Annotated in this window: 21 protein-coding genes; 10 read left to right on the top strand and 11 right to left on the bottom strand. The window is 54.5% G+C overall.

The window, feature by feature from the left end:
* Nucleotides 1-92 precede the first annotated feature (92 nt).
* Nucleotides 93-377, top strand: a complete 285-nt coding sequence (locus tag HG66A1_RS09565) for a hypothetical protein (protein WP_145182655.1) — start codon at nt 93-95, stop codon at nt 375-377.
* A 118-nt stretch (nt 378-495) separates the two neighbouring features.
* Here HG66A1_RS09565 and HG66A1_RS09560 read toward each other — a convergent pair whose 3' ends face one another.
* The 4 genes from HG66A1_RS09560 to HG66A1_RS31915 form a co-directional block, all read right to left on the bottom strand.
* Nucleotides 496-903: a GreA/GreB family elongation factor gene (locus tag HG66A1_RS09560; protein ID WP_145182652.1), complete on the bottom strand. Its 408-nt coding sequence runs from the start codon at nt 901-903 to the stop codon at nt 496-498.
* A gap of 290 nt (nt 904-1,193) precedes the next feature.
* Complete coding sequence (locus HG66A1_RS09555; RefSeq protein WP_145182649.1) at nt 1,194-2,594, bottom strand: sigma-54-dependent transcriptional regulator; 1,401 nt, start codon at nt 2,592-2,594, stop codon at nt 1,194-1,196.
* A 68-nt stretch (nt 2,595-2,662) separates the two neighbouring features.
* Nucleotides 2,663-3,826, bottom strand: a complete 1,164-nt coding sequence (locus HG66A1_RS09550) for a two-component system sensor histidine kinase NtrB (RefSeq protein WP_145182646.1) — start codon at nt 3,824-3,826, stop codon at nt 2,663-2,665.
* Nucleotides 3,827-3,958: 132 nt separating this feature from the next.
* A complete protein-coding gene (locus HG66A1_RS31915; RefSeq protein WP_155363210.1) occupies nt 3,959-4,108 on the bottom strand; it encodes a hypothetical protein in 150 nt (49 codons plus the stop codon).
* 467 nt (nt 4,109-4,575) lie between these two features.
* On the opposite strand from HG66A1_RS31915, the gene HG66A1_RS09545 reads away from it, so the two are divergent.
* The 4 genes from HG66A1_RS09545 to HG66A1_RS09530 all read left to right on the top strand — a co-directional run bounded on the left by HG66A1_RS09545 (nt 4,576) and on the right by HG66A1_RS09530 (nt 6,314).
* Complete coding sequence (locus HG66A1_RS09545; protein ID WP_145182644.1) at nt 4,576-4,887, top strand: hypothetical protein; 312 nt, start codon at nt 4,576-4,578, stop codon at nt 4,885-4,887.
* Nucleotides 4,856-5,371: a hemerythrin domain-containing protein gene (locus HG66A1_RS09540; protein ID WP_145182641.1), complete on the top strand. Its 516-nt coding sequence runs from the start codon at nt 4,856-4,858 to the stop codon at nt 5,369-5,371. The genes HG66A1_RS09545 and HG66A1_RS09540 overlap by 32 nt, the downstream gene beginning before the upstream one ends.
* Nucleotides 5,372-5,449: 78 nt before the next feature.
* Nucleotides 5,450-5,818 (top strand): hypothetical protein, encoded by a 369-nt coding sequence (locus HG66A1_RS09535; protein WP_145182638.1) that lies wholly within the window; start codon nt 5,450-5,452, stop codon nt 5,816-5,818.
* A 127-nt stretch (nt 5,819-5,945) separates the two neighbouring features.
* Nucleotides 5,946-6,314 carry an STAS domain-containing protein gene (locus HG66A1_RS09530; RefSeq protein WP_145182635.1) on the top strand — a complete coding sequence of 123 codons (369 nt, stop codon included), beginning with the start codon at nt 5,946-5,948 and terminating at the stop codon, nt 6,312-6,314.
* On the opposite strand, the gene HG66A1_RS09525 is transcribed toward HG66A1_RS09530, so the two are convergent.
* The 5 genes from HG66A1_RS09525 to HG66A1_RS09505 all read right to left on the bottom strand — a co-directional run bounded on the left by HG66A1_RS09525 (nt 6,311) and on the right by HG66A1_RS09505 (nt 12,607).
* Nucleotides 6,311-7,159 carry a PP2C family protein-serine/threonine phosphatase gene (locus HG66A1_RS09525; protein WP_145182632.1) on the bottom strand — a complete coding sequence of 283 codons (849 nt, stop codon included), beginning with the start codon at nt 7,157-7,159 and terminating at the stop codon, nt 6,311-6,313. The two genes, HG66A1_RS09530 and HG66A1_RS09525, sit on opposite strands and share 4 nt — an antisense overlap.
* Before the next feature lie 126 nt (nt 7,160-7,285).
* Nucleotides 7,286-8,647: an APC family permease gene (locus tag HG66A1_RS09520; RefSeq protein ID WP_145182629.1), complete on the bottom strand. Its 1,362-nt coding sequence runs from the start codon at nt 8,645-8,647 to the stop codon at nt 7,286-7,288.
* 191 nt (nt 8,648-8,838) lie between these two features.
* Nucleotides 8,839-9,858: a dipeptide epimerase gene (locus HG66A1_RS09515; protein WP_145182626.1), complete on the bottom strand. Its 1,020-nt coding sequence runs from the start codon at nt 9,856-9,858 to the stop codon at nt 8,839-8,841.
* On the bottom strand, nt 9,855-10,952 hold the full coding sequence (locus tag HG66A1_RS09510; RefSeq protein ID WP_145182623.1) for a DUF1611 domain-containing protein: 1,098 nt from the start codon (nt 10,950-10,952) through the stop codon (nt 9,855-9,857). Before HG66A1_RS09510 ends, HG66A1_RS09515 begins: the two co-directional genes overlap by 4 nt.
* Nucleotides 10,953-11,023: 71 nt before the next feature.
* Nucleotides 11,024-12,607, bottom strand: a complete 1,584-nt coding sequence (locus tag HG66A1_RS09505) for an N-acyl-D-amino-acid deacylase family protein (protein WP_232106788.1) — start codon at nt 12,605-12,607, stop codon at nt 11,024-11,026.
* 159 nt (nt 12,608-12,766) lie between these two features.
* Here HG66A1_RS09505 and HG66A1_RS09500 point away from each other — a divergent pair, with 159 nt between their 5' ends.
* Complete coding sequence (locus tag HG66A1_RS09500; RefSeq protein ID WP_145182620.1) at nt 12,767-13,951, top strand: xylose operon transcription regulator XylR; 1,185 nt, start codon at nt 12,767-12,769, stop codon at nt 13,949-13,951.
* Between the two features lie 6 nt (nt 13,952-13,957).
* Here HG66A1_RS09500 and HG66A1_RS09495 read toward each other — a convergent pair whose 3' ends face one another.
* Nucleotides 13,958-14,266: a hypothetical protein gene (locus HG66A1_RS09495; RefSeq protein WP_145182617.1), complete on the bottom strand. Its 309-nt coding sequence runs from the start codon at nt 14,264-14,266 to the stop codon at nt 13,958-13,960.
* Nucleotides 14,267-14,810: 544 nt separating this feature from the next.
* On the opposite strand from HG66A1_RS09495, the gene HG66A1_RS09490 reads away from it, so the two are divergent.
* Nucleotides 14,811-15,371: an RNA polymerase sigma factor gene (locus HG66A1_RS09490; protein ID WP_145182614.1), complete on the top strand. Its 561-nt coding sequence runs from the start codon at nt 14,811-14,813 to the stop codon at nt 15,369-15,371.
* 110 nt (nt 15,372-15,481) lie between these two features.
* Nucleotides 15,482-19,594 (top strand): protein kinase domain-containing protein, encoded by a 4,113-nt coding sequence (locus HG66A1_RS09485; protein ID WP_145182611.1) that lies wholly within the window; start codon nt 15,482-15,484, stop codon nt 19,592-19,594.
* 9 nt (nt 19,595-19,603) lie between these two features.
* On the opposite strand, the gene HG66A1_RS09480 is transcribed toward HG66A1_RS09485, so the two are convergent.
* On the bottom strand, nt 19,604-20,509 hold the full coding sequence (locus HG66A1_RS09480) for a hypothetical protein (RefSeq protein WP_145182608.1): 906 nt from the start codon (nt 20,507-20,509) through the stop codon (nt 19,604-19,606).
* Between the two features lie 256 nt (nt 20,510-20,765).
* On the opposite strand from HG66A1_RS09480, the gene HG66A1_RS09475 reads away from it, so the two are divergent.
* Entirely contained in the window at nt 20,766-21,860 is a 1,095-nt protein-coding gene (locus tag HG66A1_RS09475) for a DUF4339 domain-containing protein (RefSeq protein WP_145182606.1), read from the top strand.
* Nucleotides 21,850-22,914: a DUF1559 domain-containing protein gene (locus HG66A1_RS09470; protein WP_145182603.1), complete on the top strand. Its 1,065-nt coding sequence runs from the start codon at nt 21,850-21,852 to the stop codon at nt 22,912-22,914. The genes HG66A1_RS09475 and HG66A1_RS09470 overlap by 11 nt, the downstream gene beginning before the upstream one ends.
* The last annotated feature ends 63 nt before the right edge of the window (nt 22,915-22,977 follow it).

Raw genomic sequence — 22,977 nt, 5'->3', positions numbered from 1 at the left:
TTTTGCTGTTCTGGCCCACTATTTGCTTCTCTCATGTAATTGAGATTTGTTGTTTTCGATCCACGAATGTCCCTGATGAAGGAGGGCTGAACATGCTGATGAAATCAAATCATGAAACCCGTTCCCGCCAGAAAATCAGGCGACACACACAGGGTTCGTTTGAGAGGCTGAGTGCTTCACGGATTACACCTTACGTGGAAACTCCCGCGACGCGAATGTCACACAGCGTGGAAGAAACAGACTCGTATCGGGCAGAGTCTTTCATGGTCATCCGGCTGATCCTGATCCTGGTACTGTTGGGAATCACACCCTTAGTCCTGTTCCTGCTGTCCTTACAGCTGTACCCGGATTTGCTGCATATTGATATCACACCTTAAGCTGTGATCTGCATTGGGAAAGGGCTGTCAACTCGACGGGGAGCGCCCGTCAAACGCGGTTGACAGCCCTTACCATTTCAGGCTGTTTGTGAATTCAACGTAAAAACAGCCTGGGCATTCAGGAAGGGACCCGCGCCCGTTCCGGCTGGAAAACAATCTCTTTAATCTGCATGCGGCTGGCGTTTCCACTCACCACGTCCCCTGTTTTACAGCCTAATATAGCAGTTCCAATCGGCGTCAGAATCGACAGCCTTCCACTGGCGATATTAGCCTGGTCCGGGTAGACGAGCACATAGGTCTCATCTTCATTGATATCCAGATCGACGAGGGTGACCTTGGAATTCATCGTCACCACATCGGGGCTGATCTCTTCAGGATCGACAATCACCGCAGCCTCCAGTTCACTCCGTAAACCGGTCAGGTACGGCTTGTTTCCAATTGCCTGGGTGTACTCGCTGTTTAACAGTCGCGAGAGTTTATAATAATCGTTCCTGGTGATTACGATCTGTTTCTGTTTAAAATTCATCTTCCTTTTCCTGACTTCAAATCAATCAGTCGATACTCGTATTCCATCGATAATTCGCGTCATCCAGTCGCGTGGACTGTAGATCTCTTAGAGCAAGTTTCAGGCCAGTACCTGACAGCGGCAATCGGTTACGTACAGGCGGCGCCAATTCGACATCGATTGATCTATACACTGCCCGATTTACCAGTGTCGGCAGTTCCGAAAAACGGGACAGAGAGGTGTGAACGGAGACTGACAGGTGTCGCCCCGTGTTGACAGTCTCAGAAAGAGACTCACGCCGCCCGAAATTTTTACGAGCGAAAATCAGCCGCAGAAATATTGTGCTTGTTCAGCAGTTTATGCAGCCCCTGACGCGAGAGACCGGCCTGCTGCGCTGCCTGGGAGATATTCCCCTCATGCTTTTCCAGTAAAGCAGTCAGGTACTGATACTCGGCGTTTTCAATGGCCTCATCACGCGAGCCCTCGGCCACGCCACTGGAATCGTGCTGGAGATTCGCCGGCGGATTGAGTAGTGATTCAGGAAGCTCGGTCTTTTCAATCGTCTCCCCACGCGTCAACGCGACGGCACGTTCGATCACATTCTTCAACTCCCGAATATTTCCCGGCCAGGAGTATTCCCGCAGAGACTCCAGGGTCTCCGGGGCGAACTGCAACTCGCGACCACTTTTCTTCAGGGTCAGTTTCAGAAAATGTTCGGCCAGTAAAACGACGTCATCTCCTCGATCACGCAGGGGAGGCAGTTCGATATGAATCACTCCCAGCCGATAATACAGATCGCCGCGAAAACGACCGGCACTCACTTCCGATTCCAGCTTCCGATTGGTGGCACAGACGAATCGCGTATCGATCTGCACAGCCTGACTTTTTCCTACAGGCGTAAAACGGGATTCCTGAATCGCCCGTAACAGCTTGGACTGCGACGCAGCCGGCAACTCACCGATTTCATCAAAGAATGCGGTTCCCTTGTCGGCCAGTTTCAGCAGCCCTTCCTGGTCGTTCACCGCGCCGGTAAAGGCCCCTTTCACATGACCAAACAGCACCGATTCGAACAGGGATTCCGGAATCGCCGTGCAATCAATGATCTGAAAGTTTTCCTTACTGCGCAGACTGTGCTCGTGAATCGTCTGCGCGACCACCTCTTTTCCGGTCCCACTCTCTCCGGTAATCAACACATTGACATCGGTCTCGGCGATGCGATCGACAATATCCAGAATTTCCATCAGCGGAGCGCTCGCCCCGACGATATTCGGAAACCGTTTCGCTAATTCACTCTGTTCGCGGGCGGTGATACTCTCGCTCCGCTGGAAAACACGACTCGGAATGGCCAGCGCCCTTCGGACGCTCGCCAGCAGATCTTCATATTTCACCGGCTTCAACAGGTAATCGGTGATTCCCAGGCGGATACTTTCAATCGCAGAGGGCATGGAAGGCACGCCGGTCACAACGATCAGTGGAATGTGCGGCCAGTTACTGCGTCCCTGGTGCAGCAGTTCCAGCTTGAGATTGCCCGGCATATTCAGGTCTGACAGAATGAGATCGAAGGGCTCCGCTTCCAGTTTTTCAATCGCGGCCCCCGCATGGGAAACACAAACGCAGTCAAACCCGGCTTTGCGCAGCAACTGCCCGGTCGTTTTCAGATACAGCGGTTCGTCGTCTGCAATCAGGATTCGCGGGGGCTGCTTTTCACTCATGAATGTCTTCTCTTCGTCTGTTGCACTTCAGGATCAGATCAATGGAACTCAGACAGCTACGCTTTACGTTAACGATTCCCGGGAGGATCTGCTACCGGGAAGTTCGCCGTAAAGACAGCCCCCTCTCCCGGCTGACTGGCCACTTCGATAGTGCCTCCCATCGCCTCGATCAGACTTCGTGACACCGACAGCCCCAGGCCCATCCCCTGCTTGGAATCTCCAACTTTAGTCGTAAAGAAAGGATCGAAGATCTGCGGCAGATCGGTCGGCTGAATCCCCTCCCCCTGATCGATCACCGCCACACTGACGGTAGCATCACCGGCCCCCACTTCTAAACGGACAGCACTCCCTTTCGGGGATGCCTGGATCGCATTCTGCACCAGGTTCAACAGGATCTGCTTGACTTCCCCTTCAGGCAGCGTCACCTGGATCTCTTCCTGATCCGATTCGCAATCGATCGTGACACCAGCTTTCGCAGCCGCGGGTTGCGAGAGACAGACAACGTCCTCAATCGCACGCGATAATGAAAAGGTCGTCGCATCATGAGAACTGGGGCGATACAGCTGATACATCTGATGGGTAATCGAACTGATCCGTTCAATTTCACTGTCGATCAGTTCCAGCAGTTCGTAATGTTCGTTATCGGGAGCGATATCAGCTTTGAACAGCGCGAACGCGTTGCGGATACCCGCCAGGGGATTGTTGACTTCGTGTGCCACGCCAGCGGCCAGCTGACCCAGCGCCGCCAGCTTTTCCATTTTCCGACGATGAATTTCCAGCTGCGTAATCCGGGCAGTCCGCTCCTGCACAAGCTGCTCCAGATGTGCTGCATGCAGCCGTAACTGCTCTTTCAACTCGTGTCGTTCCGTGATATCGCGAATGCTGGTACGGAAACCGAGGTGCGTTCCCGAATCGTTATAGATCGGCTGCCAGGAAACAGCCGTCCACAGACTGCGTCCGTCGCGGTGCGCGGTGCGGAATTCGATATCATTTCCGATATCTCCCTGTTGCGCCGCGGTCAGAATCTCTGTGATGCGTGAACGGTCTTCTTCCGCGACCAGCGGCAGCGGGTAGTCCGGCATCACCAGACATTCCTCGGGCGTGTAGCCGGTCATACGTTCAACGGTCGCATTGACCCACAGCAGACGCCCGTCCGGGGCATGCCAGCTTTCCCAGTCATAGGTGTAATTGGCAATCGCTCGAAAACAATCTGCACTGAATTCGCCGGACATGAAGCCTCGCCGCCTGTTCTGATGGATGTCTATCTCGGGTGAAGTACAAAATCCCCGACAGGGAATGTTCTTCAAAGCTCATTCCATTTTAACCGGCGGCGGGCAATTGAATAGAGACGATTCGGTCAGTTTCTACGTCAGTGCCTGCAACAGGATCGCGAGCAGAATCACCAGGAAGAGGATCACCTGCCCTAATACATCCTCCCGATCCGCCTGTGCAGGCAACCGTGGAGGAGTGAATGGAACCAGCCGAGGAGTCTGTTTGTTTAATAAATTGCGCATTGCGGTGCCCTTTCGTAATGGAAACCATGAGGCACCTCGAGGTGTTTACCGGACTAGAGGAAGCAAACAGCATGCCAGTTGGTCTACAGTGAGTGCGGTCCCTGATGAACTCATCACTTAGGACTGATGCGATTCACGAAAGGGTCTGAAAAGTGTCATCCGGGCGCGACGCTGTCACCTGCAGTTCACATCCGGTCTCCCTTGAAACGCTTCTCCGACAAGACGGTATTCCTGTTCGCCCGGTTTGGCATGCGCTTTGCCTTTCTTCTCCTGCGGCAGATCAATTTTTAAGGAGGATCACCATGGTGTGCCGTCTGGATGAGCGAGAGACAGGCTTGTACTGGGGCCTGATTCTAACCTGCGGCGCACCATGGTCTGTTTTGCATTCCGGCTGCAACCATCAACGTGGGGTGACACTGTCAACGGCAGTTGACAGTCCGCTCCTCACTCAAGCGAACGGGAATGACATGTCAAACAATGGATTGGCGACGGATTCCATCACACTGACGAAATCAGGACTGGATGAACTGCTGAAAGACACACAATTTCTGCAGCTCACCTGCCAACAGGATCTGGAACGGATCTCGATCACGGGACACCTCAAAACGTATTACGCGTTGCAGCTTTTATTAACGGCAATCAGTCTGCAGCACTCCAGTCCGGATGCTACCGCGATTGCTCTGCATGTCACTGTTGGTGCAGCACAGACTCAATTCGAGACACACTTTTCTAAACGGGAACATCACCATGATCAGCAACTCTCGTCAGGTCACTGTTAATGCTGCTTTTCTCAAAGAGATCAAAGAGGACAACCTCAGGCTTTACAATCTCATGGAAAATCTGCGTACTTTCTGGCTGGTCCCCGATCCGTTAACACTCAAACCGGAATGGTTCAGCGTGCTCGTCAATGAGCTGAGAGACCAGCTGGCGATGCACTTCGCTTTGGAAGCCACCTTCGGCTATTTCGATCATGCAGACCAGGTTGACGCCCTCACTGCTGCTGAGTCACAGCGGCTGAGGGATCAGCATGAAGATTTATACCTGGAAATCGCATCGATCGCCGAGCAGGTTGAAGAGGCGTTATACCCGGAATGGAATCAAACCACTTACGCGGCACAGATCGAACGTTTTGATCAGTTCTATCAGAAGTTTCAGCAACACGAATCGGCAGAATTCGATCTGATCATGTCAGCTTCCTACGAAAATTTTAAGCGGATGTATCATTCAGGCGTTTCCAGTAAAGCAGACTCGGCGCGCTGGTGAGAAAACTCCTGATCCGCTGCACCACTGAGAATCACTTCAATCGTTGAAACCGTTGTTCTCTTTCCCAAAGGATTTCCAATGAGAAACTATGATTTTGAATGTGTCGCCACACAGATCAACTGTGGTCCCGGAACCAGAGAGTACATCGAACGCGAATGGGACAAGGCCGTCAATCGCGTCGAAAACTGGATCAAAACGGTCCGCATCTGCATTACAGATATCAACGGCCCCAAAGGAGGCATCAATCAGCGGTGCCGCATTGTCATGCAGACCCGACTCGGCGCGCCGATTGTCGTGCAGGAAACCCGCGAACGACTCTCATCGGCCATCAATGTTGCCATCAGGCGTTCCGTGCATACTTTAAAACGGAAAATTTCTAAAAAACGTGATCTGAAAAAACAACCTGTGCACATTGAGACACAACAGGACGCAGAAGGATTGAGTTAAATCAAAGTTATCCGTCTCACAGATTGAAATCCGGAAAGTGAATGGGCTATGATAGAACATTCACTTCTCTGGATTTTATTTTCTTATGTTATATCGTTAGTGGGCCAGTGGAGATTGAGCTCAAATCATGTCTGATAAGTTTGAAATTTTCGAGGTAGAAGTCATTGCCCCGAATCTGATTGTGATTCCCCAGGGATCGGCCCTGCAGTTCCTGTATAACAACATCCAGATTGAATCCAATAAAATCCTGACCCTGCTGAACGCGCCCGAAATCTCCAATGTGATCATCGATCTCAATCGGGTGGAATATCTGGATTCGATCATCATCAGCTGTCTTACCCGTCTCCTGCAACAGGCGAAACAGTCCGGCGGTGAGGCTGTTTTCTGTAACGCCTGCGATAACATGCAGTACATTCTCCAGAGTATCAAACTGGGAACGCTTTGGCCGCTGTTCGACACCCGGGAAGAAGCCATTCTGAGCCTCAGCTCGAATTAAGCCTTTTCTGGCCTGCTGAAGAAATGTTTCAACGCCCGAAACGGGGCTGCCAGATTATCGTAAAGGGAAACGCGCTCATTGTTGCGCTGGAACAGCATTAAAGAGATATCATCCGCAGCATTAATCCGCTCCTGGTTCGGATCCAGCCGCTGAAGCAGTTCCGGAATCAGACGCTCGGGCTGGCTGCAGTCGAGCTGTGAGAGCAGTCGCAGCAGCCCCGCTTCGCCCAGCAGGCTCCCATCCGCCTGTTTGAACTCCAGCAATCCGTCTGTGAAACAGAGCATCAGATCTTCACGCCCCAGTTTGCAGGACTGATTTGAATAATTTTGTTCGACCGTGATCCCCAGGGGGAAGTTTCGCTCGACTTCGGAAGCCCCCTGTACGCTGCCAAACGGAATCCAGGTTTTATTCTGCGCCTGGTAGATTAAAGGACTCGGATGACCGGCGTTGCAGATCGTGAGTGTTCGGGTGGGAGCGAAGAAGGTTCCAATCACTGCGGTCGCGAATGCGCCCGTTCGCGATTCGGATTCAAAATCATCATTAATGGCTTCAACCAGGGAAGCCTGATTGATCCGGTTGATGTGGCGCCGCATCAGATTCCGCAGCACATTGGCCCGGGCCGCAACCACTTCTCCATGACCACTCACATCGGCCAGCAGCAGACGGGTGATCCTGCCGGAAGAACAGGATGAAACATAATACACGTCCCCACCCGATTGGGACGCAGCATGCGGCTGACTGTAGACCCAGAGATCGAGCCCCGTGGTCGTCAGTTTACGATCCACGCTCTGATTTCCGCCCCAGACTTCCATACACTGCATCCGCCCCGCTTGGGCAACCGCCATCACTGTCGACCTTTACATTTGAGGGAAAGACGTCTTTTCGGTGAATACACGTTTCGCTATGCATTTATAGAACCGCACAACGGTCTGACTACTGTTCAAATCTGAGTTCAGCAGAACTCCGCTTAGTCAACTTTTGGATTGCGGAGGTTCCTGAACGTCCTCTGCAAGAGCCTTTTCAATTTCGGTTGTAGCGAGCAGGTCAGCTTTCGGACGATAGATCCGCGTCAGCACATACGCCACGGCGCCAATCGCGAATGTAATCGCGGTTCCCAGCAGCTGCCAGGGATTGAAACTGACCATTATCCCCGCAGCGATGAGGGTACAGAGAATAAACACCAGGGGAATCAGATTCGAATAATGCGAGAACGGCTTCGTACGCACACCGGACAGAAACAGGCAGCATACCGAACCGGCGGCAGAGATCGACAGGGTCAGTCCCAGATAGGACAGCAGCCCCTGCAGACTGGAGATTAATACCAAAAGCACAGCCAGTGCGACCTGCAATAGAATCGCCCGCCCCGGGTTGCCCCCCTGCATCCGGATAAATCCAGGCAACAGGCCATCGTCCGCCATCTTGGCGTAAACCCGGGGTGCGGTCATGATCATACTGAAGACCGAGGTCAACAGGCAGGTAACGATGGTCCAGCGCACGAAACTCGCGAAAGCAGCTCCCCCGATGAATTCCGCCGCAATGGTCGCCACATCCGCCTGACCTTTAATCGCCTCGGGCGGCGGTGCATACACGAAAACCGCGTTCAACAATAGATAGAGCACCATCACAATCCCGGTGCCGGCGACCATCGCCCGGGGAATCGTGCGATTCGCTGCTTCAACTTCATCTGCCACATAAACCGCGGCATTGAAGCCCGAATAACTCAAAGAAATCCAGACCAGAGATCCCGCAAACGCGCTGACCAGCGCCCAGCCGGTCAAGTCGACAGTCGGTGCTGAGACGCCCGACATGGTCTCACTGGAGAACTGAGCTGCAGCAAACAACAGAATGGCAGACAGCAGCACCAGTTTGAGCACCACGACCGAATTCTGTACCAACGCCCCCAGTCGTGGATTCCGGCCATGAAACAGACCGGCCAGTATAATCGAACAGACCGCCAGCGTCCCCGCCGGCATCCATCCGGGACGCATGTCTTCCGGCAGGACATACGCTTCCAGCGCGGTCGCAGCAAAGGCGATCGCACCGGAAAAGCCTGCAATCAACGACACCCAGCCCGCAATGAACCCCAGTAACGGATGCGCGGCTCGTGACAGGAACAGATATTCGCCCCCCGATTCCGGCATGGCTTTAATCAGCTGTCCATAACTGAAAGCACCCGTAATCGCAATCAATCCCCCCGCTACCCAGGCGAGAACCACCAGTCCGGGTGACCCCAGATCCATGAGCGAGAAACCGGAGGTCGTAAAGACCCCGGCTCCAATCATATTCGCAATGACCAGAAAGGTCAGTGTCCAGAAACCGTATCTCTTCGTCATCGACTCGCAGGGCTCCCCGGGAAATAAATCAGGGTTTCAGCAGAAGCAGTACTTCGTGTCACTTCTGGTTTGTCATGCGAAATTCTACACGCCCCGGGAGCAGATAATAACTGATGAATCGAAAATAGATCGAAAAACCAGCCAGATAAAGAATGTCTACTGAAGACAAAGCAGGCGGTCACGCTTCTGTCTCAGATCAGCAGTTCAATCCCATTCCCGTAAACGTTACTGAATTCGACTTCCCCGTTGTGAATGCGAACTCCCCGCGCCACGTCTTCCGCCAGCAGGTTGGCCCCATCGAAGTCAGCATAGTCGAGTAACGGTAGCAACTGCGCTGCAGCCGAGATACCGACCGTCGATTCAATCATACAACCGACCATCGTTTTCATTCCCAGTGCGCGAGCCTGCTGCAACATCCGACTCGCAGGCGTCAATCCGCCGCATTTGCACAGTTTGACATTGATCCCGTGAAACAGACCTTCGCAGCGGGCCACATCCTCTTCGGTCCGACAGCTCTCATCGGCAATCACGGGCAGTGCACTCTGTTCAAAGACTTCGCGCTGCGCTGCAGGCGATGCATCGGCCGGCAACGGCTGTTCGATGAATTCCACTCCCAGTTCCCGGAGTGCACGCGAATTCGTAATCGTCTGCTCCACGGTCCACGCACAGTTCGCGTCGACCCGAATCGTCGCTTCCGTCACTGCCCGCAGTGCCTGCACAATCTCCAGATCGTGGGGCGTGCCCAGCTTGATCTTGTAGACAGGCCAGTCGGGCTGATCACGATATTTGCGAATCATTTCCTCAATCGAATCAATGCCCAGGGTATAACTTGACCGGGTCTCAGCAGCGGTGTTTAACCCCAGGATCTCAGTCGTGCGGATTCCCTGCGTCTTGCCGTACAGATCGTAGGCAGCCCCATCAATGGCAGAGAGCGCAAACCGATCTGTGGGAATGACAGCCTGGCAAACCTTATACAGCTCTCGCGGATGCATCAACGGCTGCTCTGCAATCGCATCGCGAACCAGGTTGAGCGCCGCTTCCAGCGATTCGTAGGTGTGACCATAATAATTGTTGCAGGTGACTTCGCCAAATCCGCTCACACCGTCCTGCGTCAGAATCACTATCAGACACTGCTGATGGTGCAGCGTGCCGCGGGCGATCGTGAAGGGATCTTTCAAAGGCAGGCTGACTCGTCGCCATTCCAGTTTCACGCGAACAGCCTCCCTCTCAGATTCAAAACGGCATCAACCAGGAGATCCGGTCCATCGCGGTAGACATCGCAGACCGGTAAACCCAGTCGTTCCTGCACCTGCTCTTTCTCGATGTCCGCTTCTGCTTCAGAGAGATTGCGACCGTTCATGGCAACGCCGATCACTTCCGCGGGAGACCGTTCCGAAGCGAGCTGCTCGTAAAGTTCCCGATAGCGTTCCAGAGACTTGAGCGGCACATGCGGCATTGCCTTCACATGAGGACGGGCTGCTTCGTAACAGAGAATCAACCCCTGCGGCGCACAGCCATGCAACAGCCCCAAAGTCACCGCCGAAAAGGCCGGATGTACGATACTCCCCTGCCCTTCGATGAGGAGAATTTCATGCTGTTCATGCTGAAGTACCAGCTCTTCCACGGCTCCGTTGACAAAGTCAGAAACGACACAGTCGACGGGAACGCCGTTCCCCTTGATCATGATCCCCGTCTGTCCCGTCGCCAGGAACTTCGCATCCCGTTGACGCTGCTGCAGGCCCCGTTCGAGTTCGAGCATCGTCACCATTTTGCCCACGCTGCAATCCTGACCAACTGCGTGAATCCGCAAACAGCCGCTGCGAAACTCAGCACAGCGGGCCGTCTGGCGATGCTGGTTCCGGCGGACGTCAATCAGCCGACTGCCACTCCGCTGCGCCACCTGGCAGAAATCTTCGTTCTCAACCAGAAACTCATGCAGGCCGGAAACGATATCCAGTCCGCGGTCCACACCAGCCCCGATCACCCGGCTCAACGATTCCGGCATCTGACCACCCGGAGGAGAAATACCGATAAATAGTGCATCGGGAGAATCCACCTCCGACAGCGAACCAACGACCGGAGTGCTGCCCCCAACGCCATACAGGTGCTGTGTGGTTTTCCCCTGGTGCGCCGGATCGATCACAGCCAGACAGTGTTCGCCCCGGTAGCGGAGCAGGCTGATGGCGGTCTTCGAATTCGACAGCGGTGCATCATCGCCAACCGCGATCGCAATCCGGCGGTACTCATTGATGATGTCCAGTCCAGGCACCGACGTTTTTTCCACGGCAGGTACAACGGTATTCATAGCGTAATCCCCAAAAGAGGTAAGTTAATAGTGAAACGTGCAGGACTTTAATGCCTGAAACGTGGTAGCACTCAGGGAGCAGATGGTTTCCGCAGCGCCCGTCCCGCGAGGGCACCGGTCGGCGTGCCTCCATAGACCGCGGCTACTCCATTCACGAAGACGTAGCGCATGCCTTCCGCGTACTGATGTGGATTTTCAAACGTCGCCGTATCGATGATGGTTTTCGGATCGAAGACAACAATATCCGCCGCCTGTCCCGGTTTGAGAAATCCTCGATCGGTCAATCCCAGGATCTCAGCCGGCAGCCCCGTGGCACTGCGAATTGCCTGGTTCAAAGGCAGCACCTGTTCGCGAATCGCATAATGACCGATCTTGCGGGGAAAGGCACCATAATTTCGCGGATGCGGACGTGTGGCATCAGGGATCATCACTCCGCCATCCGAAGCGGTCGCCACCCACGGATGCTGCATCGCCATGCGGACTTCCTCTTCATTCATGGCGAAGTTCACAATCTGCGCTCCCCCGTTACGGATAATCTCTTCGGTAATCTGTAGCGGCGTTTTCGCTTCCTGTTTCGCAATCTCGCGCAAGTGCCGACCCACCCATTCCGGTCGCGGACCATACTGGGCAATCACGATCTGCTTACCGTCTTCTTTGATGCTCAGACTCTGGGCGACCGCAGTCCGGATCTTCTCACCAACATCTGCCGTATCCAGCCGCTTGACCAGTTCTTCTCTCCCGCCGGACATCGACCAGGGGGGAAAGACCGTTGCAGCCAGCGAGGTACTTGCAGCGATATACGGATATTGATCGGCGGTCACCCGCTGACCTGTTTTGCGGGCCTGTTTGATCATATCGATCGCCAGACGCAGGTTACCCCAGTTCGGAGTCCCCTTGACTTTCATATGGGAAACGTGCACCGGAACTTCTGCCTCACGGCCAATGCGAATCGCTTCCTGATAGGAACCGAGCAGGCCGTCTTCCTCACCGCGAATGTGGCTGGCATAAATACCACCCGCTTTACCAATCACGCGTGCGAGGGCAATCAGTTCTTCCGTGTCCGCGTAAGTGCTGGGAGTATAAATCAGGCCGGTCGACATCCCCCAGGCCCCTTCCTGCATCGCCCGGGCTGCCCGCTGCTGCATCTCCTGCAGTTCCGCTTTGGTCGCTTTGCGATTGACCTTGCCAATCACCTGCGAGCGCAGGTCTCCTTGCGGCAACAGATGCGCCACGTTGGTTCCCGCGCCCGCCAGATCGACCTTGTCATAGAATTCCTTGACTTCGATGGGCCCCATCCCGCAGTTACCGGTCACCGATGTCGTACAGCCCTGCATCAGGTAGTTCACCGCGCCCCGAGCCTTGGGATTGACGATGCCCCGATCGCTGTGAGTATGCAGGTCGATGAATCCCGGACAGACAATCAGTCCGCTCGCATCGATACGGGTCTCGCTGGCGGGCCCTTTACCGGGCCCGACGGAAACGATTTTCCCATCCCGTACTGCCACGTGTCCCTGTTTAATCACCTGACCGGTTCCGTCGTGCAGCGTGCCGTTTTCGATTACGTAATCCACCCGCTCCGCAGCAACACCGAGTGACGGTAACAACAGCGCCAGCAGCAACAGGCTACGCAGAACGATCGCAGGTCTCAAAGTCACGGGATTACCTCTTCAGTCATTACGAACAGTGGGTGCGCTTCAGCAAACGTTGATTCATGCTCACCACTTTACCGCCAGACGCTTGTCAAACAATCCGAGAATGCGCAAACTGATATCGAATTTGCGCACACCCGTTTTTTACCTGTTTGAGCCCCATCCATGCCTCGCCGCCCCCGATCACCGGCTTTGAAGATCCCCGATAACAGACAGATCGCGCTGTTGATCGACCCGGATGACACCTGGGGCCGCAGCGTGATTCAGGGTATCGCATCAGTGGTGCGGAACGTCTTACCCTGGAGCCTGTGGATTGCGCCCCGCGATCGACAATGGCGGTTACGCGTTCCCCGCAACTGGCAGGGGGACGGCATCATCGCCGCGATTCGTGATGAAAAAACAGCCGAGCATGTCCGCGGCCTCCAGCTCCCCACGGTGAATGTTTCCTACTGGGAACAGGATGATCCGGACTGGTACCGCGTCCGCACCGATGACGCCCGCCGGGCCGAGATGGCATTCTCGCATTTTCGCGAGCGAGGCTTCCGCCATTTCGCCTATTATGGCCCGCCCAGTCAGCGGTATTCCCCCTCACGGGGCGAACGCTTTCTGAAGGTGGTCGAAGCCGCTGGACTGGACTGTGATATGTTCCACAGCAGGTCCTTCTCCCGCGATAAAACCTCCATTCAGGAACGCACGCTGCACTGGTTACAACAGGCCCCCCGACCACTGGCGGTCATGGCGGCAGACCCACACGCTGGTGTGTTGTTAACTGAAGTCTGTAATGCTGTCGGCTTTCGGGTGCCTGAAGAAATCGCGATTCTGGTCGCGGATACAGATGAATTGCTCTGTAATATCTCCGCACCGCCGCTTTCCAGTATCGTCCTCGCCAGTGAGCAGATCGGCATTAACAGCGTTCGCATTCTCGAAGCGCTGCTGGCGGGTAAGCGGGTCAAATCAAAGTCGCTGGCCCTGCCCCCGCTGCACGTGATCGAACGGCAGTCTACCGAAATGCTGGCCATCGACGACCCACTGTTCGTCGATGCCCTGCGCTTCATCCGCGAACACGCACATACCGGAATTCAGGTCAGCGACGTCCTGCAGGCGGTTCCGCTTTCGCGTCGTTCTCTGGAGCAACGCTTTCGCCAATTGTTGAACTGCAGTCCCGCAGACGAAATCCGCCGGATAAAAATGGAGCGGGTGAAACAGTTGCTGATCTCGACCGACAAAACGGTCGCCCAGATCGCAGGTTCTTCAGGGTTCTGCAGCCCGGGACAACTCTGTTTTGTTTTCAAAAAGCAGATCGGCACAACCCCACTCGAATTTCGCAGAAGCCAGCGATCAGAGAACTGACACGCTTCAGGGGTAAGTTTGCACCAGTGTGAAATTCTTGTCTTCGCGAATTTCGTAGAGCAATTCTCCGCTGGCCGCGTATTGCCGGCAACTGACACAATGCCCGTGAACGCATTCCATCTCTTCGACCAGGTTCCCGTCTCGGTCACGTCGAATACATGTGCCGTGGAGTTTACCGGTAGAATCATAACAGGCTTGAAACACTTCACCCGACTCGGGGTTCACCGCCGTCGTCATCGGATGACGTTCAAACGCGGGAGGCAAAGTCAATGAAATCACCGCCAGTAGCACAATACACAGGAAGTCGCACCGCATATCATTTCCTTCATAAAGCCGGCCCCTGTCATGGTCGATCGCGCTACTTCCACAACAGGCTCTATTTCTGGTCCCACCTGTCACGTCATCAGGCTTAAGCAGGGTGAGTAAAGGACCCTCTGAGATTCTTAGAAAAACTTCGAATCTCAGAGGGCAGGCACCCAACGCCTTAACGAAACATCGAGACGGTATGCGGCAAGAGCGACGCTCCTGCCGTTATAAGAACGGGTTTAATGACGGAGTTTCCACCTGCAATCAGGAGCACAGAAACATTGCTTTGCGCAAACTCTATCTTTTCTGCTTGCATCAGTATTAACACATGGGTACAAAGGCTTATGAGAAATGAATTTAAAAGTACACCAGCATTACTACTGATAACGTTCTCCATTCAGACCTGCCGTTGTTTATCCCTCGTAATCAGAAATCACAACAGCTGGTGCTCACTGAATTAGGTTTCACGAGCAGGCTGATCTGTGACAAAAAAATTCATTCTTCATCATATTTTTCCTGAAAGTGTTTCCTTCAACAGATTTACATTCTCGCCATGAATCTGGAATCCATCTCGACCACTCTCATTTATCATGCCTCACAGGGAGATCCGGATTCCCGTAACAGGTTGATGAAGCTCTCGGAATGGGTTCTGTTCCGCATTGCCAGCCGCGTTCTGGATAACAGACAGGATGTAGAAGATGCGGTTCAGGAGACACTGACCGTCGTCGTCAAGGTGATGGCCGAGCAGGACCTCCGGTTGGAACACGGTCGGCACAGCTTCATTCGCTTGCTGAAAAGCTGTCTGCGGAATGTCGCTGCGAATCAGATTCGCAAAAAACAGGTCGTCCCCATCGGTGGCTCTGATAACCTCAACCAGATCCATAATCTGATCGATGACAACATCGAAACCATTGAGGAGAAACGGGATATCGCAGAAGGGCTGATTCAGCTGGCCGGGCTGTCCGAAAATGAAAAACAGGTGCTGAGCCTGTATTTTCTTGCAGGGAAGCTCCCCCGGGAAATCGCCGAGGAGACAGGCCTCGCCTCAGCAAATGTCCGTCAGATCCAGTCCCGGGCACTCCGCAAAATTCGTGATTTTCTGGGGGAATCCTGAAAATCAGAACTTTCCAGCTGATTTCATGTCACAACTTCCCGGTTTTTAACACAGTTACTTAAGGAAGACATTGTTGACTGTTGTTAAAACTTTACTGAGGACCCGGACTGGTGGTTAACTCCAATCCCTCCGAATGCCCCAATCTGGCGACGCTTTCAGACTATAACCTGGGAAAACTCGATTTCAGCGAGATTGATTCCCTTTCCCGGCATTTCAGCAGCTGCAGTGCCTGCCGCGCACACCTCGAACAGTTGGATGAGGAAACCGATGACCTGATCAACAGCCTCAAGGTCCCCCCGCTGTCTATTGGACACATCTCGCTGGAACACGAAATCGGCGCGGGTGGCATGGGACGCGTTTTCAAAGGCTATGACACCCGCCTGATTCGCCCGGTCGCCGTAAAAATCATTAACTCGGAAAAGCAGAAAAACTGGAAGAACCTCTCAGAGCGATTTGAGCGGGAAGTCAAACTGCTCGCACGTGTCGAATCCCCCTATGTAGTCAAGGCACTGTTTGCAGGAGAAGAAAATGGCTTCACCTATTTCGTACAGGAATACGTGGATGGCCAGAATCTGACGCAGCGGATGCAGGAACTCGGGTCCTCAATTCCCTCACGGGCCTGTGCCAGTCTGATCTTTCAGGTCGCTTCGGGACTGACTGCCGTTCATCAGTTGGGTATTGTCCATCGCGACATTCACCCCGGAAATATCCTGGTGAATACAAAAGGTTACGTCCAGATCGCAGATTTCGGCCTGGCCTTTCAACCTGAACTCAATCTGCCTGACGACGAACTGACCTCACTCAGACAGGGCTTCGGACAAATCCATTACGTTGCGCCTGAACAATGGAATGCCGCCCGCAACGCCACAGACAAATCGGACATCTATTCTCTGGGCTGTGTCTGGTTTTTTCTGCTGACAGGCCATCCCCTGAACCGCGATCACAAAACTCTGGAGATTATCAATCAACCCAGCCAGTTTCAGCAGGTCAATCGTGTCGATCGAAAACTGCTGAAGTCGATGCTGGAGCGCGATCCGCAACTCAGACCCTCCGCCCGGGAAGTCACCGCCGCCCTGCATCACCGCCTGGGCAATGTAGAGTCACTGGAATACATACTGCATCAAAAGTCTCTCAAACGTGAGAAAGGCTGGAAATGGTATGGAGCATTTTTCTCACTGGCCATGCTGATTCTGTTGGGCTTTCTGCTCCTGCTGCCTGCCCCGGCCACAGAAGAAGTTGCCGACAACCAGGCTCCCGCTGTACCTGTCGTGCCTGAACCTCGTCAGACTGAGTTCGTGCTCCGCTTCGACGGAGTCGACGACTTTATCGAAACCCCCTTTATCTATGACAGTGGCGAACCGATTACCTTCGAGGCCTGGCTGACTCCGGACTGTGAAGAACGCCCGCGGAATATGGAAATCGTTTCCAATGCGGAGACGGCCGGATTCCTGCTGCGTCTGAGAGACGGAACCATGCCTGAGTTCCTGTTTCACGACGGCATTTATTACGCCCCGCATAAGTATTCGCATCAGATCGGTTGTGGTAAAAAGGTCCACCTGGCTGCCGTTTATGACGGTATCAGTATCGGCATGTATGTGAATGGCAAGAAACAGGGATTGAACTACCCGGTCCGTCGCCGACATCGCCATTCCCCCATTCCCATCCATCTGGGTGCCAACCCCGATCCCGCGCTGATCGGCCGTCCTGTGGCTGAGAAAAAAGCCTGCTTCGCCGGAGTGTTGCATCAGTGCCGGTTCTCCCAGGGAGCCATCTACCTGGACGATTTCTCCCCGGAAAAAGAACTGACGTCCAACGACTCAACACTTTTGCTGTATCACATGCAAGCCAATACCGGGAATGTCGTTCCCGATCTGAGTGGCAATGGTCGCGATGGTAAGATCGTGGGCGCCACCTGGGAAGAATTTGATCCTGCTAAAAGTCCCGAAAAAAACAACGAATTCAAATGGCCGGTCGAAAAGCCCGACCCCGTGCTGGTCAATGATTCGCCCGAGCGAATCCGCGAACTGCAACAGGCCTGGGCCGATCATCTTCAGTTGACGCCGCAAGTGAATATTCCCCTGGGCAACGGCGCGTCGATCGATCTCGAACTGATTCCCCCCGGGGAATTCATGATGGGCACGCTGGATGAAACGCTGAAAAACACCGCAGCTTCGACCCAACAGCAGGAACTCAAATACAAAGTGCTGACGGCAGATTTACCGCAACGCCTGGCACGCATCACCGTCCCCTTCTATATCAGCCGTACCGAAATCACCCGGAAGCAGTTCCGACAGTTTGTCGATCGCGCCCGCTACCGGACCGACGCCGAACGCGACGGGCGGGGAGGCACCGACTTCAAAGCAGCCGGGGCTGATCCGCAGATCACCTGGGCCAGTGATCTCAAGGGCGCCCTGGGGGATGACCATCCGGTCGCCAACCTCAGCTGGTACGATGCACGTAACTTCTGCAGCTGGCTGACCCGACAGAATCCCGCCTTCAATTTTGATCTCCCAGCTGAGTCACAATGGGAATACGCCTGTCGTGCGGGCACCACCACACCGTGGTACCCGGCTGATTCAGAACAGCTTGCCCTTTATGCCTGGACCGGCACGACACAGCCCCAGCCCTGTGGTCGACTGCAGCCGAATGCCTTCGGTTTGTACGACATGCACGGCAACGTCGCCGAGTGGTGCCGCGACTATTTCTCAAATGAAGAAAGCTTCTCTAACCCGGTCAATAATCCCTCGGGCCCCCACACCGGAACCCACCGCATGCTGCGGGGCGGATCGGCAATTCAGTCAGCCGAGTCCTGTCGCGCTGCTTACCGCGAAGGTCGCCTGCCGGTCACTCGTGACGCGTTGACCGGCTTCCGGATCTGCGCCACCCCCAATCTGTCTACGCAGGGACTGGAAAGTCTCGATCGATTCTCCCTGCACTTCAACGGCGTTGATGACTCGGTCGAAGCCGTCTATGACTATCGCCGTCCCACTGATCCCCTGACGATCGAATGCTGGGCTGATATCTCTGCAGAAAGTATGAACGACCAGTTCTCCTCGGCCGTCATCTTTGACCTGCATTCGCATCTCCGTGCCATGTACTGCGTACTCAGAAATCATCGCGTGCACGTCTACTACCACGAAGGTGCCTGGACCTGGCACGCTTTCTCAGCGGAGATCCCTCCCGGCCAGCACCATATCGCCGGTGTCTTTGATGGCACTTCACTCAACGTCTTTGTGGACGGACAGGTGCCGGAGAAAGTGCGGAAAGAGCAGTCTCCCCAGGAAGCGCGCTATCTCCGTTCGCTGCTGCGCATCGGTACCGGCTCTGTGATTGAAGATGCACAGCACCGCGGATTTCAGGGCAATATCTCCCAGCTGCGCATCAGTGAAGAAACGATTTACGACTCCGCCTTTGAACCGCCACCGCTGCTCACCCAGCATGCATCGACCGTCACCCTGTACCGCTTTGAACAGGGCAGCGGCAACCTGCTCCATGATTTAAGTGGCATGCACAATCACGGCAGAATCATGGGGGCCGACTGGTCAACCGCGCCTCAAGTGGACCCGCAGCTGACCGGTCGTGGCATCCAGTTCGATGGCACCGGCTGGCTCGAATCGAAGCTTCCCGACCAGTTTAACGGCGCATTGACCATCGAAGCCTGGCTCTCTCCGGAACCCAGCAGGAAACTGACACATCAGAGTGTATTTCAATGGGGCTCACTCAGTCTGAAATACCATGTGAACCAGGGAGAATACTGGACCTGGTCGCTGCTGGATCCGCGGTCCCAGGAAATTCCGGTCTCGTCGACCTCCAGTCGCGATGTTGCCACCAGTCGCCCCGTGCATGTGGCCTGTCAGTGGGACGGTTCGAACTGGCGACTCTTCATCAATGGTCTCCCCTGTAATACACAGAAAATGCGGAGCATCAAATATCAACGGGTCAGGAACATCGTCAAAGACTGTTTGTCGAAACCACTATGGATCGGCGGCACACCGACGGAAGAAACCGGCACTTCCCGTGGCTTCGAAGGCCGCCTGCATGCTCTGCGCGTTTCCAATACGGAACGCTACAGCAATCCCTTCACACCAGCCGACCAGTTCCCCCTCGACGATCAGACACTTCTGCTGTATCGCTTCGATCAGGAAACGGGAAAAACCATCCCCGATGCCAGCCCGCACCACGCGGATGGCAAATTGAATGGGGCCACTCGGATCAAGAACTAGGTAGACCGACTACCCGCGTTGGTCCTGGAAGCGTCGTAAGAAATCCTCATAACCTTCCGGTCCCAGATGCCTCTTCAAATTGATCGGATTCCAGTCCAGTTCCATCCGCGTTGTGCTCTGATGCTCGTTGGGAATATACTCCGCACCGCAGACTTCACAACGATATGTGTCTTTCGGATACGCGGTCTGCCAGCGTTTCACAGGCGTACTGGCCCGACAGCGCGGGCAATGTGGAAACACAGTATAGAAGCCGAAATCTACGTGCCCCCGCGGCATCAAAATCACGTGTAATGGAATCTCGCTCGTGAGTGACCGGTTCAGCGCTTCCAGAAAATGTGCATGCCCCTGCAATACTTGAGAATCGTCAACACTTGCAGCTGTACTCAGAATTTCACGAAGCAGTTCCATCTGATGCGGTTTCATCGGAGACTCAATCCAGAATGAGTACCACAGCGGATCAGTCTCCTGAAAAGCAGCCTTGAGACTTGTTTCTATTTGATGTTCTTGAACGATCCTCCTTAATAACGCTTCCAGCTCTTGAGAATCAGGATCGACGTCGAATGTCCCATGACAGCCCGCGACCTTTGTCCCCTGACCTGCTGACGCATTCGCTACACATGCTTCACAGGTAGACTGCACTTTCGTAAGGTCCCCATAATCGCCTGCCAGATCCTTCACCAGGAAACCACCTGAAGGAGTCTGGCGTTTAATGCCCGGCCCATCCCGGTTGAATTCCAGATCCCAGGATGTGACGCAGATCCCATCCAGGATCCTTTGCTCGCGCAGCGCCCGGTCCAATGTTTCAAGATGAAACAACTGCGTCGATGTCTCCTGGGGAAGATACCAGTTCTCTCCCTTTCGAAAGGGACACGTCTGCTCCAAAGACCATTTCACAACCTGTCGCGTATCTGCCATGAATCTCTCTCCTTTGACATGTGATCAGGCACTGATTATCAAAATACTGACACCATTTGCACAGACTCAAGCCCGCTTCCATTTCCAGTCCTGAAACACGCCTGTTTCAATATTTAAGATTATTTAATTTTTCTGTCTAAATTTGATTAACTATTGCACACCTCTCAATGTACACTGACCATGTGTTACAACGCGATCATCTACATAACTCCCTGCTTGAACAGATCTGAATGACTCAGACTGTGTTTGAAGACTTATGACAATCGAATGGTTTTGCATACGGGACGCGGAAGAACAGGGCCCCTACACGTTTCGGGAACTGGTCGACATGATCCGCGAGGAAAAACTCACTCCGGACACCCAGGTCCGTCCACATTATCTGGACGACTGGCAGCGGGCAGACTCTGTCGTGGGTCTGTACTACATGGCACGCAAAGATCCGGAACCCGATCCGGTCGCCACTGAAACAGACTCTGAAGTCTCCGCTGAACTTGCCGACGCCGAGGATCTGGATACATTTCTGGCGGGACCGGATGAATCCGAAGCCGATCTCCAGGCGGACCAGCCTGGCTGGTTGCGACGGCTGCTCTCGTTAAGAAACAGTAAGATTCCACCCGTCCCCGTCAATACGGACTACGCAGGCAGACGGTCTACAGCTGAGACAGCGAGCGTTGACAGCGACGCCGAAACAGATCAGATCGATTCGACGGATTCCCCCCTCGACGAAACCGACGAAGAAGCAGACACCGGTGCCTACTCGGACGAAACCTGGTCGACGACGGTCCGGGCTGCAGTCGAACGAGTCGATGCCCGTGCGCCGAAGCAAGAGGAAGAAGAGGCACCCCGACAGATCGTCCCCGCGGTCTCCCTCTCATTTCTTTCCAGCCCCAGATTCAAGCTGGCCCTGTTTGTCGTCGCAGTCATCCTCTGTTTGAGTGCAGGGACCGTCGGCATGGTCAGCTGGCTCGGTAAGGGACAATTCTACTTCCCCTTTGTCGGCCCGGTCTCTCCCCTGCTGTTTGCCGCTTATACTGCAGGCGGTTTACTGACGATCGCCGTACTGTCGCCGTTGCTGCTGATTACCTCGACGTCCTTCCTCAGGTGGGCCTTCAAAGTCGGCACCGCTCTGGCCGCGTCCGGCATCGTCGCCTATTACCTGCTCAACTGGAACAAGCAACAGAGCCTGGTTTTCCCCTCTCAAAAAGATGCGGAAGCCAAACTCATCTTTCCCCTGATCGGAGAGTGCTCTGCCTTCTCTTACTGGATGTATTTTGCGGACGCCGTCATTATTGTCGCCGTCCTGACTTATATCGCTGCCTGGCTGCTGGAGTCGCGTGCTGATGAACTATAAACGAATGCAATCAAAGTCGGTCGCCCCCACGACTGCCGGATATACAATCGTCGAACTGCTGGTCGCTACCGCGGTCATCAGTCTGCTGATCGGACTGACCCTGCCGGCAATCCAGACCGCCCGTAACTCGGCCCGGCAGGCACAATGCCTCAACCGCATGCGAAACCTGGGTATCGCCCTGCTGCAGAATACCGATACCGCCCAGCGGTTCCCCGCCTGTGGCTACTTCGGGGACGGTACTCCCGCTACCTTCGGTCAATATCGCAGCTGGATTGTCGATATCCTCCCCTATCTGGACCAGGCAAACATCTATAACCAGTGGGACTTCGATCTGTCCTGCAAAGATCCAGTCAACATTCCCCTGGCGGGACAACATATCGCCGTCCTGACCTGCCCCTCCGATCATAGTGTGATCCCGGGGAAAGGAAATCTCTCCTACGTCCTGAACGGCGGAATTGGATTCACCGCCCAGATTGGAAGCGTGCATAACTGTCCCGTCGATGCCCGTGGCAGACGGCTCGACCTGAACGGTAACGGCATCATCTGCCATTCTTCGACCCAAGATGACGGAGCCCCCTCCGACCGTGACCTGTTCTTTTACATGGGTCTGTTTTACAACGAAACCTGGAAAGGAGAGGTCCGCGCCGATCGTCATTACACCATGGCGGGCATCACCGACGGTGCTTCGAATACGCTGATGATCTCCGAAAATATTCGGACCGGCTACGATCCCAAAGCCTGGACGGCCAACTGGTCGTCCCCCAGCCCCTTCCTGACCAGCTTCTACATCGGCGACCCCTGTGTCAATGGTCGCTGCACTGAAGGCAATGTGGATTACAACCTCGCGAACTCCGGCTCCTCCGCTATCAATGCCGGGCTTGAACAGCCTGAAGGCAGAGCCCCTTTTCCTAATTCGCTGCACACCGGCGGCGTGAATGCGGGCTACTGCGACGGACATTTTTCCTTCCTCTCGGAAAAAATTGACGGCAAAGTCTATGCCGCCCTGGCCAGCCCCCAGGGACAGTCCTTAGCGGGTACTCTGCTCGAGCAGTAACAACCAGAGGATGCTTCCCGTCATGATCAGCTTCGCCCCCCCGGCAGCCAAGATGAAAAAAGG

It is taken from the genome of Gimesia chilikensis (assembly GCF_007744075.1).
GTDB classification, from domain to species: Bacteria; Planctomycetota; Planctomycetia; order Planctomycetales; family Planctomycetaceae; genus Gimesia; species Gimesia chilikensis_A.
This window is presented reverse-complemented; position numbering and strand designations above follow the sequence as displayed.

Excerpts from the sequence above, each read along its gene's own strand:
- HG66A1_RS09550 (WP_145182646.1), bottom strand. The coding sequence starts at position 3,826 with ATGTCCGGCGAATTCAGTGCAGATTGTTTTCGAGCGATTGCCAATTAC.
- HG66A1_RS31915 (WP_155363210.1), bottom strand. The coding sequence starts at position 4,108 with ATGCGCAATTTATTAAACAAACAGACTCCTCGGCTGGTTCCATTCACT.
- HG66A1_RS09535 (WP_145182638.1), top strand. The coding sequence starts at position 5,450 with ATGAGAAACTATGATTTTGAATGTGTCGCCACACAGATCAACTGTGGT.
- HG66A1_RS09490 (WP_145182614.1), top strand. The coding sequence starts at position 14,811 with ATGAATCTGGAATCCATCTCGACCACTCTCATTTATCATGCCTCACAG.
- HG66A1_RS09480 (WP_145182608.1), bottom strand. The coding sequence starts at position 20,509 with ATGGCAGATACGCGACAGGTTGTGAAATGGTCTTTGGAGCAGACGTGT.
- HG66A1_RS09530 (WP_145182635.1), top strand. The coding sequence starts at position 5,946 with ATGTCTGATAAGTTTGAAATTTTCGAGGTAGAAGTCATTGCCCCGAAT.
- HG66A1_RS09500 (WP_145182620.1), top strand. The coding sequence starts at position 12,767 with ATGCCTCGCCGCCCCCGATCACCGGCTTTGAAGATCCCCGATAACAGA.
- HG66A1_RS09565 (WP_145182655.1), top strand. The coding sequence starts at position 93 with ATGCTGATGAAATCAAATCATGAAACCCGTTCCCGCCAGAAAATCAGG.
- HG66A1_RS09475 (WP_145182606.1), top strand. The coding sequence starts at position 20,766 with ATGACAATCGAATGGTTTTGCATACGGGACGCGGAAGAACAGGGCCCC.
- HG66A1_RS09545 (WP_145182644.1), top strand. The coding sequence starts at position 4,576 with ATGTCAAACAATGGATTGGCGACGGATTCCATCACACTGACGAAATCA.
- HG66A1_RS09555 (WP_145182649.1), bottom strand. The coding sequence starts at position 2,594 with ATGAGTGAAAAGCAGCCCCCGCGAATCCTGATTGCAGACGACGAACCG.
- HG66A1_RS09470 (WP_145182603.1), top strand. The coding sequence starts at position 21,850 with ATGAACTATAAACGAATGCAATCAAAGTCGGTCGCCCCCACGACTGCC.
- HG66A1_RS09495 (WP_145182617.1), bottom strand. The coding sequence starts at position 14,266 with ATGCGGTGCGACTTCCTGTGTATTGTGCTACTGGCGGTGATTTCATTG.
- HG66A1_RS09525 (WP_145182632.1), bottom strand. The coding sequence starts at position 7,159 with ATGGCGGTTGCCCAAGCGGGGCGGATGCAGTGTATGGAAGTCTGGGGC.
- HG66A1_RS09510 (WP_145182623.1), bottom strand. The coding sequence starts at position 10,952 with ATGAATACCGTTGTACCTGCCGTGGAAAAAACGTCGGTGCCTGGACTG.
- HG66A1_RS09540 (WP_145182641.1), top strand. The coding sequence starts at position 4,856 with ATGATCAGCAACTCTCGTCAGGTCACTGTTAATGCTGCTTTTCTCAAA.
- HG66A1_RS09520 (WP_145182629.1), bottom strand. The coding sequence starts at position 8,647 with ATGACGAAGAGATACGGTTTCTGGACACTGACCTTTCTGGTCATTGCG.
- HG66A1_RS09560 (WP_145182652.1), bottom strand. The coding sequence starts at position 903 with ATGAATTTTAAACAGAAACAGATCGTAATCACCAGGAACGATTATTAT.